The sequence below is a fragment of the Modestobacter sp. URMC 112 genome, assembly GCF_053502575.1.
In genome coordinates this window covers 3,424,674-3,437,685 of sequence record NZ_CP199957.1, presented here as the reverse complement: position 1 = coordinate 3,437,685, position 13,012 = coordinate 3,424,674, and the positions used below count along the sequence as shown (strand labels likewise).

General features: G+C 72.7%; 10 protein-coding genes. 1 reads left to right on the top strand and 9 read right to left on the bottom strand.

All coding sequences use genetic code 11. The features are described 5' to 3' along the window. The first annotated feature begins 31 nt into the window (after positions 1–31). On the top strand, positions 32–1,237 hold the full coding sequence (gene hppD, locus ACWIX6_RS16215; RefSeq protein WP_448613465.1) for a 4-hydroxyphenylpyruvate dioxygenase: 1,206 nt from the start codon (positions 32–34) through the stop codon (positions 1,235–1,237). A gap of 246 nt (positions 1,238–1,483) precedes the next feature. Here hppD and ACWIX6_RS16210 read toward each other — a convergent pair whose 3' ends face one another. From ACWIX6_RS16210 to ACWIX6_RS16170, 9 genes are all read right to left on the bottom strand, one after another. Further along, a complete protein-coding gene (locus ACWIX6_RS16210) occupies positions 1,484–3,724 on the bottom strand; it encodes a malate synthase G (RefSeq protein WP_448613464.1) in 2,241 nt (746 codons plus the stop codon). A gap of 193 nt (positions 3,725–3,917) precedes the next feature. Next, positions 3,918–4,610: an IclR family transcriptional regulator gene (locus tag ACWIX6_RS16205; RefSeq protein WP_448613463.1), complete on the bottom strand. Its 693-nt coding sequence runs from the start codon at positions 4,608–4,610 to the stop codon at positions 3,918–3,920. Positions 4,611–4,735: 125 nt separating this feature from the next. Next, positions 4,736–6,184 (bottom strand): aldehyde dehydrogenase family protein, encoded by a 1,449-nt coding sequence (locus tag ACWIX6_RS16200; protein ID WP_448613462.1) that lies wholly within the window; start codon positions 6,182–6,184, stop codon positions 4,736–4,738. 67 nt (positions 6,185–6,251) lie between these two features. Next, positions 6,252–7,457, bottom strand: coding sequence for a fumarylacetoacetase (fahA, locus tag ACWIX6_RS16195; protein ID WP_448613461.1), 1,206 nt, complete (start codon positions 7,455–7,457; stop codon positions 6,252–6,254). Then, positions 7,454–8,659 (bottom strand): cupin domain-containing protein, encoded by a 1,206-nt coding sequence (locus ACWIX6_RS16190; RefSeq protein WP_448613460.1) that lies wholly within the window; start codon positions 8,657–8,659, stop codon positions 7,454–7,456. The genes fahA and ACWIX6_RS16190 overlap by 4 nt, the downstream gene beginning before the upstream one ends. A gap of 59 nt (positions 8,660–8,718) precedes the next feature. Next, the gene (locus tag ACWIX6_RS16185) at positions 8,719–10,323 is read right to left on the bottom strand and encodes an FAD-dependent monooxygenase (protein WP_448613459.1); all 1,605 of its coding nucleotides are present in this window, start codon (positions 10,321–10,323) and stop codon (positions 8,719–8,721) included. A gap of 7 nt (positions 10,324–10,330) precedes the next feature. Then, positions 10,331–11,293: an MBL fold metallo-hydrolase gene (locus tag ACWIX6_RS16180; protein WP_448613458.1), complete on the bottom strand. Its 963-nt coding sequence runs from the start codon at positions 11,291–11,293 to the stop codon at positions 10,331–10,333. Between the two features lie 115 nt (positions 11,294–11,408). After that, positions 11,409–12,245: a MoaF C-terminal domain-containing protein gene (locus ACWIX6_RS16175; protein WP_448613457.1), complete on the bottom strand. Its 837-nt coding sequence runs from the start codon at positions 12,243–12,245 to the stop codon at positions 11,409–11,411. Continuing rightward, positions 12,242–13,012, bottom strand: a complete 771-nt coding sequence (locus ACWIX6_RS16170) for an SDR family NAD(P)-dependent oxidoreductase (protein WP_448613456.1) — start codon at positions 13,010–13,012, stop codon at positions 12,242–12,244. Before ACWIX6_RS16170 ends, ACWIX6_RS16175 begins: the two co-directional genes overlap by 4 nt.

The window sequence follows — 13,012 nt, the reverse complement described above, 5'->3', positions numbered from 1 at the left end:
CCGGACGGACCTGTGGTGGAGGGAGACGGACATGAGCCTCGAGCAGACCCTGAACGACGAGGAGCGCCTGGCCCACCTGGACGCCGATCAGCTCAAGCAGCTGGTCGGGCTGGTCGAGTACGACGCCTCCGGTGACCCCTTCCCGGTGTCCGGCTGGGACTCGCTCGTCTGGGTCGTGGGGAACGCGGTGCAGACCGCGCACTTCTTCCAGTCCGCCTTCGGGATGGAGCTGGTCGCCTACTCCGGGCCGGAGACGGGCAACCGCGACCACCACGCGTTCGTGCTGAAGTCCGGTGCCGCGCGCTTCGTCGTGACGGGCGCCTACGACCCGGCCAGCCCACTCGCCGACCACCACCGCGCGCACGGCGACGGCATCTCCGACATCGCCCTGTCCGTCCCGGACGTGGACCGCTGCATCGCCCACGCCACGGCCCAGGGCGCGACGGTCCTGGAGCAGCCGCACGACCTGACCGACGAGCACGGCACCGTCCGGGTGGCGGCCATCGCCGCCTACGGCGACACCCGGCACACCCTGGTCGACCGGTCCCGGTACACCGGCCCGTACCTGCCCGGCTACGTGGCCCGGACGTCGTCCTACGTCAAGCGGGACGGCGCTCCCAAGCGGCTGTTCCAGGCGGTCGACCACGTCGTCGGCAACGTCGAGCTGGGCGCGATGGACCAGTGGGTGGACTTCTACAACCGGATCATGGGCTTCACCAACATGGCCGAGTTCGTCGGCGCGGACATCGCCACCGACTACTCGGCCCTGATGAGCAAGGTGGTCGCCAACGGCAACCACCGGGTGAAGTTCCCGCTCAACGAGCCGGCCCTCGGGAAGAAGAAGTCCCAGATCGACGAGTACCTGGAGTTCTACGGCGGCCCGGGCGCCCAGCACGTCGCGCTGGCCACCAACGACATCCTCACCACCGTCGACGCGCTCCGCGCCGAGGGCATCGAGTTCCTCACCACCCCGGACTCCTACTACGAGGACCCGGAGCTGCGGGCCCGCATCGGCGAGGTGCGCGCGCCCATCGAGGAGCTGCAGGAGCGCGGGATCCTGGTCGACCGGGACGAGGACGGCTACCTGCTCCAGATCTTCACCAAGCCGATCGGCGACCGCCCGACGGTCTTCTTCGAGCTCATCGAGCGGCACGGGTCGCTGGGCTTCGGCATCGGCAACTTCAAGGCGCTGTTCGAGGCGATCGAGCGCGAGCAGGAGAAGCGCGGCAACTTCTGAAGAAGGACCCCCTTGCACCCCGCCACTCGCAGGCTCGCGGCGGGACCCTGCAAGGGGGCCTGACCTTGCCCCCCGGCTTTCGGTACCGAGAGCCCGCCTGGACCTTGGTCCGGCCGCGGGCCCTCCGCGTGACCGGCGGCCGGCTGGAGCTGCCGGCCGGCACCGGGTCCGCCCCGTCCCCGAGGGCACGGGGCACCGCGCTCAGCAGGGCCGAGGCGACGTCCCGGCCCTGCTGAGCGGCCCGGCTCAGGGAGCCGGGCTCGGTGCCTCGTCCTCGACGACGGCCTCGCGCGTCTGCGACTCGCCGTCGTCGGTCGCCTTGGCCTTCTGCCGCCACTGGGTCAGCGCCCGCTCGGTGTAGCCGTTGGGCTCCTGCCGCCCGGAGAAGACCAGGTCCAGCGCGGCCTGGAACGACGGGCTGCCGTCCAGGTCGGCGCACATCGGCTGGTACCCCGGTTCGTCGGCGTTCTGCTCGTCGACCACCGCGGCCATCCGGGCGAAGGTCTCGCGCACCTGGGTCTCCTCGACGATCCCGTGGTGCAGCCAGTTCGCGATCTGCTGGCTGGAGATCCGCAGCGTCGCCCGGTCCTCCATCAGGCCCACGCCCTCGAGCGTCGGCACGGTGGAGCAGCCGATGCCCAGCCCCACCCAGCGGACGACGTAGCCCAGGATGGACTGGGCGTTGGTCTCCAGCTCGTGCGTCTTCTCCTCCTCGGACAGGCCGGCGCCGCCGTCGGGGAGCACGGGCGGCACGAGCAGGCCGCGCCGGTCGGCGAGGGGACGCTGCTTGATCTCCTCCTGCACGGCGAGCACGTCGGTCTCGAGGTAGTGCAGCGCGTGCAGCGTGGCCGCGGTCGGCGAGGGCACCCAGGCGGTGTTCGCGCCGGCCCGCGGGTGGCCGCCCTTGGTGTCGAGCATCTCCCGCATGGCCGAGGGCTTGGCCCACATGCCCTTGCCGATCTGCGCCTGCCCGGCGAACCCGGCCCGCAAGGCCACGTCGACGTTGCGGTCCTCGTAGGTCTTCAGCCAGGTCGCCGACCGCTGGTCGTCCTTGCGGACCACCGGACCGGCCTCGAAGTCGGTGTGGATCTCGTCGCCGGTGCGGTCCAGGAAGCCGGTGTTGACGAAGATGACCCGGTCGGCCGCGCGGGCGATGCAGGTCTCGAGGTTGGTCGAGGTCCGCTTCTCCTCGTCCATGATGCCGATCTTGAGGGTCCGCGGCTCCATGCCGAGCGCCTCCTCCACCGCGGCGAGGAGCTCCACCGACAGCGACACCTCGTCCGGGCCGTGCATCTTCGGCTTGACGATGTAGACGCTGCCGGTCCGGGTGTTGGAGTACTTGGCGTTGCCGCGCAGCTCCTGCAGGGCGGCGGTCGCGGAGACCAGCGCGTCGAGGACCTCCTCGAGGATCGGCTCCCCGTCGTCGGTGCGGACGGCGTCCAGGCGCATGTGGTGCCCCACGTTGCGCACGAGCAGCAGCGAGCGGCCGGGCAGGGTCAGCTCGCTCCCATCGGCGCCGACGTAGCTGCGGTCGCCGTGCACGGAGCGCGTCACGGTGCGCCCGGCCTTGCCGAACGAGGCGGTCAGCTCGCCGGTCCGCAGCCCGAGCCAGGTCCGGTAGGCGCCGACCTTGTCCGGGCCGTCCACCGTGGCGACCGAGTCCTCGAGGTCCACGATGGTGCTCACCGCGGACTCCAGCAGCGCGTCGGACACCCCGGCGTGGTGCTGGGTGCCCACCTGCGTCGACGGGTCGATGGTCAGCTCCAGGTGCAGCCCGTTGCGGCGCAGCAGCACCGCGCCCGGCCGGTCACCGCCCTCGTCGCCGGGCCGGTGGCCGGCGAACTGCGACGGGTCGGCCAGGCCGGTGGTCCCGGACGCCGTCTCGACGGCCAGCTCCCCGGGCGAGGGCACCCGGTACGCGGTGGCGTCGGCGTGGCTGCCGTCGGCCAGCGGGAAGAACTGGTCCAGCAGGCGGTCGGCCTCGGCGATCACCTGGGCGCCCCGGCGCTCGTCGTAGCCCCGCTCCAGCTCGTGGTCCAGCGGCAGCGCGTCGGTGCCGTAGAGCGCGTCGTAGAGCGAGCCCCAGCGGGCGTTGGCCGCGTTCAGCGCGTAGCGGGGCACGGTGGCGGGGACGACCAGCTGCGGGCCGGGTACCTCGGCGATCTCCCGGTCCACGCGGTCGACCTGGACCCTCGGCTCCTCGACGGGCACGAGGTAGCCGATCTCGGTGAGGAACGCCTCCAGCTCCTCGACGTCGCCCGCCCCGTGCTCGCGGTGCCACCCGTCGATGCGCTCCTGCAGCTCGTCACGGCGGCGCAGCAGCTGTTCGACCCGCCCACCGAACCGCGCCTGCAGGTCGGCGACGATCGTCCAGAACTGCTCCGCCGTCAGGTCCAGGCCGGTGACAAGCTCGTCGGCCACGAAGTCGCGCAGCACGGGGTCGACCTGCAGTCCGCCGGTCGAGGATCCGTCGCTTCCAGTCTCCACGTTGGTCTCTCCATCTCCTCGGGACGACCGTCCCGTCCACACTGTCCGACCGGTGCACTCTTGCCCACCGCGAGGCGCCGGCGATCATCGGGTCCGCCCGCTGGGTCGAAGAGGGCCGCGGTCGGGACCCGGCGTGTCCCCGCGGCTGGAGCGGCCCTTGCCGGGAGGGGCGGGCCTAGGGCCCGGCCGCCGCTCAGCGGAGGGCGGCGGCCACCTGGTCGGCGGCCGCGGACACCGCTTCCCCGACGTGGGCGGTGTCCACGCCCTCGTCGACGAACACCACCGCGATCGCGGCCCGGGCGCCCCCGTCGGGCCCGCGTACCGGCGCGGCGATCGACCGGATCCCCGGGATCACCTCGCCATGGGAGCTGGCCCAGCCCTGCCGGCGCGCTGTCCGCAGCTCTTCCCGGTCTCCCGGCGACGGCGGCTCGGGCATGAGCAGCGCGAGGCCGGGAGCACCGCGGCCGACCGGATGGCGGTTGCCGGGACGGTAGGCGACGTGCGCGGGCAGGTCGCGGGGTTCCACGCTGGTCACCGTCACCGCCTCGTCGCCGGCCCGGACGACGAGGAAGGCGGTCATCCCCAGTTCAGCGACCAGGCCGTTGAGCCGGGGGAGCGCCGCCGCCTGGAGGTCGCCCCGCACCCCGCGCGCCAGCGCGGCCATGCCCAGGCCGAGCCGGTAGTGGCCGGCCGGGTCCCGGTCGACGAGCTGGTGGTCCTCCAGCGTGCGCACCAGCCGGTAGGCGATCGAGCGGTGCAGCCCCAGCGCCGCAGCGATCTCACCGATCGGCTGCGGCACCCCCACGCCGGCCAGGTGTTCCAGGATGCGGATGCCGCGGTCGAGCGTCTGCGACTGGGGTGCAGCCCCGTCGTCGCCTGCCACCATCGCCGTCCCTTCCCCCGTGCTCGGTCGCCGCCCAGCCTAGGGCGGCCCCGTCCAGGGGCTCGCCCTGAGGCCCCCTTCTCGGCACCCCGCCGAGCGAGCCGGACGTCTGAGGGAGAGGGCCTCCGTCATCCGTTGATGACCTGGGGCACGGCGACGGCCTTGAGGCCCTCGACGCCGAACTCGAGGCCGTAGCCGGACTTCTTGACCCCGCCGAACGGGATCATCGGGTGCACCCCGCCGTGGGAGTTGATCCAGACGGTGCCGGCCTCGAGCCGGGCGGCGACGGCGCGGGCGGCGTCCTTGTCGCTGCTCCAGACCGAGGCGCCCAGTCCGACGTCCAGTGCGTTGGCCATGGCCACGGCCTGGTCGACGTGGTCGTAGCGGATGACGGGCAGCGCTGGACCGAACTGCTCCTCGGCGACCAGCGGGTTGTCGTCGTCGAGGTCGGCGACGATGGTGGTCGGGTAGAAGTGCCCGGGGGCGTCCACGTCGGGGTCGCCGCCGAGCAGGACGTTCCCGCCGCCGTCGCGGGCGGCGTCGACCAGTCGGGTGACGATGTCGTACTGGGCGCGGTTCTGCAGCGGGCCGAGCACGTTCTGCTCGTCCAGTCCGCGGCCCATGGGCATGGCCTTCGCGACCTCGACCAGCGCGGCGCAGACCTCGTCGTAGACGTCGGTGTGCACGTACAGGCGCTTCAGCGCCGCGCAGGTCTGGCCGGTGTTGATGAACGCGCCCCAGAACAGGCCCTCGGCGATCGCCTTCGGGTCCACGTCGGCCAGCACGATGCCGGCGTCGTTGCCGCCCAGCTCGAGGGTCAGCCGCTTCACGGTGTCGGCCGAGCTCTTGATGATCGCCTGCCCGGTGGCGGTGGAGCCGGTGAACATCAGCTTGTCGATGTCGGGGTGGGCCGACATGCGGGCGCCGACCTGGCGTCCGCCGGCCACCGCGGTGAGCACGTCGGCCGGCAGCACCCGGTTGAGCACCTGCACCAGGGCCAGCACGCTGAGGGGGGTGTACTCGGAGGGCTTGACCACCACGGTGTTGCCCATCCGGAGCGCGGGGGCGACCTGCCAGACGGTGATCATCATCGGCCAGTTCCACGGGCCGATCGCACCGACCACGCCAACGGGGCGGTAGTGCAGCTCGGCGTGGGTGGTGTCGTCGTCGACCACGGTCTCCCCGGGCAGCGGGGTGGCGGCGGTGGCGCGGAGCCAGGCGGCGCAGGCGCCGACCTCGAAGCGGGCGTTGGGGCCGTTGAGCGGCTTGCCCTGCTCCCGGGAGAGCAGCTCGGCCAGCGGCTCGGCGGCGGCCTCGATCGCGTCGGCGGCGCGGTCGAGCAGGTCGACCCGCTCGGTGTCGGTGCGGGCGGCCCAGGCCGGCTGCGCGGCGCGGGCGGCGGCGACGGCGCTGTCGAGGTCGTCGGCCGAGCGGTCGGCGACCCGACCCACGACCTCGCCGGTCGCCGGGTCGAGGACCTCGCGGCCGTCCGGGTCGGTGACGCCCGCCAGCAGGCTCTCGTAGGTGGGCGTGTCCGAGGTGGTGTCCACGGGCGTGGTCACGGTGGGGGTGGTCATCGTCGGCCTCCAGGGTGACGGGGGTGGGTGTGGTCTCCGGCGGAGCCGGCGGACGGGCGGGCTGCGCTCAGCGCGCCGGTTCGATCCGGCCGGTGACCTCGCCGAGGGCGATGCGGGTGCCGCCGGGGCCGGGGCCGGGGGCGGTGGCGGTGAGGGTGACGACGTCGCCGTCCTCGAGGAACGTCCGCGTCGTCCCGTCGGGCAGGGGGAGGGGTTCCTTCCCGCCCCAGGACAACTCGATGAACGAGCCGCGCTGGTCCGCGCCCGGGCCGGAGACGGTGCCGGAGGCGTAGAGGTCCCCGGTGCGCAGGCTGGCGCCGTTGACGGTCATGTGCGCGAGCTGCTGGGCCGGGGTCCAGTAGATCTGCGCGAACGGCGGGCAGCTGACCAGGTGGCCGTTGAGCCGGACCTCGATGGCGACGTCCAGCCCCCACGGCTCGGCGCCGGTGTCGTCGAGGTAGGGCAGCAACGGCACGTCGCGGGCCGGGGGCCGCACGCGGGCGGCCTCGAGGGCGGCCAGCGGGACGACCCAGGGGGCGACCGAGGTGAGGAAGGACTTGCCCAGGAACGGCCCGAGTGGCACGTACTCCCAGGCCTGCAGGTCGCGCGCGGACCAGTCGTTGACCAGGCACACGCCGAACACGTGCCGGTCGAAGTCGGCCAGGGGGACCGGCGTGCCCAGCCCCGACCCGACGCCGACGACGAAGCCGACCTCGGCCTCGATGTCCAGCCGTTGCGAGGGCCCGAAGGTCGGCGCCTCGTCGGTGGGCGCCTTGCGCTGCCCGTTCGGACGGACCACCGGGGTGCCGGAGACGGCCACCGTGCCGGCGCGGCCGTGGTAGCCGATCGGCAGGTGCTTCCAGTTCGGGGTCAGCGGCGCGGAGTCCGGGCGGAACATCCGGCCGAGGTTCTCCGCGTGGTGCTGGGAGCTGTAGAAGTCGACGTAGTCGGCCACCTCCACCGGCAGGTGCATCGTCACCTGGTCGCGCGGCAGCAGGTGCGGCTGCACCGCGTCCCGGTGGGTCTCGTCGGTGAACCAGCCGGTCAGCAGGTCGCGCACCTGCCGCCATGCGGCCGGCCCGCGGGCCATGAACGCGTTGAGGCTGCCGGTGGCGTGCACGTCGTCGCCGGTGGCGGCGGCCAGGTCCAGCACGTGCGAGCCGATCGCCACGCCGGTGCGCGGCCCGGACCCGGGGGTGGAGAACACCCCGTACGGGAGGTTCTCCACCCCGAACCCGGTGCCGGTCGGCAACTCCAGCCAGCTGTCGGTCACGCGGAGGGTCCGCGGCCGGACCAGGTCCAGGCGTACTTCCCGTCGTCGGTGGCGATGGCTGCTTCGCCGAGGTCGAGGGGGCGGAAGGTGTCGACCATGACGGCGGTCTCGTCGAAGTACTCCACCCCGAGGGAGCGCTCCACCGCGCCGGGCTGGGGGCCGTGGGAGTGCCCGCCGGGGTGCACCGAGATGGAGCCCTTGCCGATGCCCGAGCCCTTGCGGGCCTCGTAGTCCCCGTCGACGTAGAACATGATCTCGTCGGAGTCCACGTTCGAGTGGTAGTACGGGACCGGCACCGCGAGGGGGTGGTAGTCGACCTTGCGGGGGACGAAGTTGCAGATGACGAAGTTGGTGCCCTCGAACACCTGGTGCACCGGCGGGGGCTGGTGCACCCGGCCGGTGATCGGCTCGAAGTCGGCGATGTTGAACGCGTACGGGTACAGGTGCCCGTCCCAGCCGACCACGTCGAAGGGGTGCTCGGGCACCACGTGCACGGTGCCGGCGAGGCCGCCGGGGCCGGTGCCGCGGTGCTTGACGTACACCTCCACATCGGTGCCCTCGCCCAGCAGGGGTTCGGCCGGGGCGCGCAGGTCCCGCTCGCAGTAGGGGGCGTGCTCCAGGAACTGCCCGTACTTCGACAGGTACCGCTTCGGGGGCGCGATGTGGGAGTTGGCCTCGATCGCGTAGGTGCGCAGCGGCTCGTCCCCGGTGGGGATCCAGCGGTGGGTGGTGGTCCGCGGCAGGACCACGTAGTCGCCCTGACCGACCTCCAGTGAACCGAACACGGTCTCCACGGTGGCGGTGCCGCGCTCGACGTACACGCACTCGTCGCCGGTGGCGTTGCGGTAGTACGGCGAGGCCAGCGAGGACACCGCGTAGGAGATCCGCACGTCGGCGTTGCCCAGCACCAGCCGCCGCCCGCACACCGGGTCGGTGGCCTTGTGCTCCTGGTCGGGGAACAGGTCGTGCAGCTTCAGGTGCCGCGGCACCAACGGCGCGTTCGGCGTCAACGTCTGGTCCGGCAACTCCCACACCCGGGCGTCCACGATCGCCGACGGGACACCGGAGTGGTAGAGCAGCGCGGAGTCCGAGGAGAAGCCCTCCTCCCCGACCAGCTCCTCGTAGTACAACCCACCGTCGGGACGACGGTGCTGGGTGTGCCGCTTGCGCGGGACACTGCCCAGCTGCCGGTAGAACGCCATCGTTGGTACCTCCTTCCGGGCTTTCGGTACCGAAAGCCCGCGAGACGTGGGGTCGGGATTCAGACCGGGACGGGGGACGGGACGGCGCGGCCGAGCAGCCGGGTGACCGCGGGGGCCACGTCGGCGGCGCGGGTGAGGACGGCGGCCACGTGGCCGTCCGGCCGCAGCACCCAGACCTCGTCGGGCCGGGCGCCGAGCGCCTCGCGCAGCAGGCCGCTGGCGTCCAGGTCACGCATGCGGTGGACCGACACCGGCAGGTCACCGGTGCCGGAGAGCGTGGGGATCGTGGCGTCGTCGCCGACCAGCACCGAGATCCCCTCGCGGGCCAGCTGCCGGAGCCGGACGACGTCCGGCCGGCCGGAGACCGTGACCGGGCAGTCGGGCACCAGGACGCCGGGCGCGGGGACCGGCACCTCGCCCCGGGGCGGACGGCCGGGGAACGGGCGCCGCTCGTCCGGGGTGGTGAGCGGCGAGTCGACGTACCAGAAGGGCTCGGCCAGCCGGCCCGAGTCCACCTCCGCCCGGGCGGCCGGGTCGGTGGCTGCGCGCTCCAGCACGTCCAGCCGGTGACGCGCCTCCTCCTCGCTGCCGGGCACCAGGAAGCGCATGGTCGCCCCGGTGACGTCGAGGTTCTCGACCGCGGCGGCGTGCCGCTCGGCGGAGTAGCTGTCCAGCAGCGACTCCGGCGCCCAGCCGTGGCGCACGAAGGCGATCTTCCAGGCGGCGTTCTCCGCATCGAGGACGCCGGAGTTCAGGCCCCGGGCCCCGAAGGGGGAGACCAGGTGAGCGGCGTCCCCGGCGACCAGCACCCGCCCGACGCGCATCCGGTCCACGACGCGGGAGTGGAAGCGGTACACCGACTTCCACACGATCTCGTAGGGCCGGTCGCCGATGACCTGGCGGATCCGCCGGTCCAGCCCGCCGTCGGCCTCCTCGGCGGCCAGGTCGAAGTCCGGCGGCACCTGCCAGTCGATCCGGAAGGTGTTCTCCGGGCAGGGGTGGATGAGCACCTGGCGGCCGGGGTTCCACTCCGGGTCGAAGTAGAAGCGCCGCTCGGTCTTCCAGCCGGGCAGATCGGTGCGGATGTCGCAGATCAGGAACTGGTCACCGAAGGTCTGGCCCTCGAAGGTCAGGCCCAGCGCGGAGCGGATGACGTCGGCGCGCGGGCCGGCGCAGGCCACGGCGTGGCTGCCGGTGACGGTCACCTCGCCCTCCCGCGTGTGGCAGGTGATGGTCACGCCGGTCTCGTCCTGGTCGATGCCCACCACCGAGTGGCCCCACCGGACGTCGATGAGCGGCTGGACGGCGATCGCCTCGTCCAGCAGCTGCTCGGTCACGCACTGGGAGACGTTCACGAACGGCGGGAAGGGCGACCGCCCGCGGTCGGCGAACCGGAAGCTGAAGAGCTCGGCGTCGCGGTGGAACGTGCGGGCCGTGGTCCAGGTGACCCCGCGGCGGGCCACCTCGGCGCCGACGCCCACGGAGTCCCAGACGTCGAGGACGTCGCGCTGCTGGCAGATCGCCTTGCTGCCGACCATGTCGCGCTCGGGCCGGCCGTCGACCACGACGACCGGCAGGCCCCAGCGGGCCAGCAGCAGCGCCGTCGTCTGGCCGACCGGGCCGCACCCGATGACGACGACCGGGGGAGAGGGGGAGGTGGTCATGGCCGGATCAGCCCTGCAGCTCGTCCCAGACCTGCCGGTCGCGCTCGGCGGTCCAGATCACCGGGCGCTCGATGCCGTCGAACTCGTCCCACAGCCGCTGCACGTCGAAGGGCAGGCAGTGCTCGAAGATCGGCCAGTGCCCGAACTTCGGGGCGAGCGCTGCGTGGGTGGCCTCGAAGGCCTCCTTCAGCGAGCCGCCGGCGCGGTGCACCGAGCCGACCGTGTCCTGCATCGTGGTCAGGAAGGCGCGGGTCTGCTCGATCGCGGCGTCGACCTCGTCGCGGCCGCGGGCGATGGCACCGCGGCCGCCGACGAGCTGCTCGGCGCCGAGCGCCTTGATCCGGTCGAGCGTCCCGCCCGCCCAGTCGAAGTGGAAGGCGTCGCCGGTGTAGAGCGCGGCCTGGGACTCGACCAGGTCGCCGGCGAAGAGCACCTTGGTCTTCGGCAGCCAGGCGACGATGTCGCCCTCCGTGTGCCCGCGGCCGAGGAACTCCAGGACCAGCTCGCCGCGGTCGCCGCCGAGCTCGATGGTCAGCTTGTCGCGGAAGGTCATCGTCGGCCAGGTCAGCCCGGGGATCGACTCCGGCTCCTCGAACAGCCGCGGCATGCGGCCGTACTCGCTCTCCCAGTCCTGCTGGCCGCGCTCCTCGATGAGGTACTTCGTCTGCTCGGAGCTGACGATCACGTCGGCGTCGAAGGCGCTGGCACCCAGCACCCGGACGGCGTGGTAGTGGCTGAGCACCAGGTAGCGGACCGGCTTGTCGGTGTGCTCGCGCAGCTTGGCCAGCCAGCGCCGGGCGGCGACCGGGGTGGCCAGCGCCTCGAAGCAGACCAGGAAGTCCTCGCCCTCGATGGCGCCGAGGTTGGGGTCGCCCTCGGCGGTGAGCGCGTACACCCCGTCGGCGAGCACCTCGAGGGTCTGTTCCTTGACGCCGAGGTCGGCGGACGACGCGAAGGGCTTGCTTGCCATGAGGATCTCCTGATCCGCGGGCGCTCTATAAACGAGCGCGGCGTTCTTTTACCGATTGGAGAATACGGCCCCGGTGGTGCGGGACACAAGAGGCCTGCAGTGGGTCCCGTGCCGGTCAGGACGGCCCCGGCCGGCCTTGCCCCACACCCGGCACGCGGCCGAGGTCCAGAGCGTGCGCGCCCATCGTGATGTCCACCAGGTCACCCGTCGCCTGGTCGAGGCCGAACTGGATGCCCACGGTCCGCAGTGCCGCCAGGTCGATCAGGACCATGCCCTCGACCCCGACGTTCTTCTCGAGCCACGAGAAGAGGTAGGTGTCGCCCCTGAGCTGCCAGTAGGTCGCGCGGTCGGTGTCGCCCACCCCCAGCTCGGCGCCGCCGAGGCAGACCCAGGTGAACAGGTGCTCGTTGAGGTAGACGTGGTCGTAGACGTCGTCGCTGCTGTAGGCGTACCGGATCCGGTGGCCGATCAGCTCGGTCGTGCGCTGGTGGGCGGCGTCGGTGGTGGCGCCGGTCCCGGCGAGCTGCCCCTGGAACCACCGCTGGCGGGCCAGGTGGGGGTCCGGCTGGAGCCCGAGCTCGCCGACGGCTCCGGTGGCCTGGCCGTTGGCGGTGTCGATGGCCATGGTGACCACGACGGGGTGGTCCTCGGCGCTGCGCCGGTAGTGCAGGAAGAAGAGGCCGGGCTGCATCTCGAACAGCTCGTAGGTCTCGGTCCCTTCGCGGGTCCCGGTGCCGTCCAGCAGCGTCCACCGCAGCATCCCGGCCTCGAACTCGTGCACCAGGGTGTGCTCGGAGCCGGTCTCCCCGGGCACGCGGCACCGCAGCTCCAGGCGCCGTCCTTCGAGAGCCGTGGAGAGCGGGGGGCGGTACTCGTCGAAGCCGTCGGCCATCTCGGTGAGCGACGTCCAGTCCTCCTTGGCCCAGCTGAACGTGCCGATGTCGGTGGTCATGTCGAGGTCCTCTCGTCGTGGGGCGCGGGTCGGTCGGTGGTGAAGTCGAGCGGGGGCAGTGCCGAGCGGGCGACGTAGCCGAAGTCGGAGACGATCGGCGTGCCGTTGATCGGTGCGCTGACGGGTGAGGCCAGGAACGCGGCGTGGCCGGCGATCTGCCCCGGCTGCATCACGGGGAGTCCGCTCCCGGTGAAGCCCTCCGGGCGTCCGAGGTCGCCCCGGGACATCGGCGTGTCCACCACCCCGGGACACAGGCAGTTGACGCGGATGCCCGGGTGGTCGACGGACAGCGACCGGGTGAGCATGAGCACCGCGCCCTTGGAGGTGCTGTACGGGGCCATCCCCTCGAAGGCGACGAGGGCGGCGTCCGAGGCGATGAACACGATGGTCGCGACGTCGCTGCCGGCCAACCGCGGGACGGCGTACTTGGCCAGGAGGAAGTTGCCCCGGACGTTGACGGCCATCACCCGGTCCCAGTCCTCCTCGGACACGTCGGCCGCGAGGGTCCCGACCGGGCCGGAGATGCCGGCGCAGCCGAGCACGGTGTCCAGGCGGCCGAAGGCCCCGACGACCCGGGCGACCGCGCGTTCCACGTCAGTCCCGACGGTGACGTCCGCCTGGACGAACTCGACGGCATGGCCCTGTCGCCGGAGCTCCTCGACGGCCCGTGCGCCCTCGGGGCTGCGGTCGAGGACCGCCACGCGGGCGCCCTCGGCGAGCAGGGCGTCGACGCAGGCGCGGCCGATCCCTGAGACGCCCCCGGTCAC

Coding starts and splice junctions, on each gene's coding strand:
- hppD (WP_448613465.1), top strand. CDS start 32: ATGAGCCTCGAGCAGACCCTGAACGACGAGGAGCGCCTGGCCCACCTG.
- ACWIX6_RS16205 (WP_448613463.1), bottom strand. CDS start 4,610: ATGGTGGCAGGCGACGACGGGGCTGCACCCCAGTCGCAGACGCTCGAC.
- ACWIX6_RS16200 (WP_448613462.1), bottom strand. CDS start 6,184: ATGACCACCCCCACCGTGACCACGCCCGTGGACACCACCTCGGACACG.
- ACWIX6_RS16190 (WP_448613460.1), bottom strand. CDS start 8,659: ATGGCGTTCTACCGGCAGCTGGGCAGTGTCCCGCGCAAGCGGCACACC.
- ACWIX6_RS16185 (WP_448613459.1), bottom strand. CDS start 10,323: ATGACCACCTCCCCCTCTCCCCCGGTCGTCGTCATCGGGTGCGGCCCG.
- ACWIX6_RS16180 (WP_448613458.1), bottom strand. CDS start 11,293: ATGGCAAGCAAGCCCTTCGCGTCGTCCGCCGACCTCGGCGTCAAGGAA.
- ACWIX6_RS16175 (WP_448613457.1), bottom strand. CDS start 12,245: ATGACCACCGACATCGGCACGTTCAGCTGGGCCAAGGAGGACTGGACG.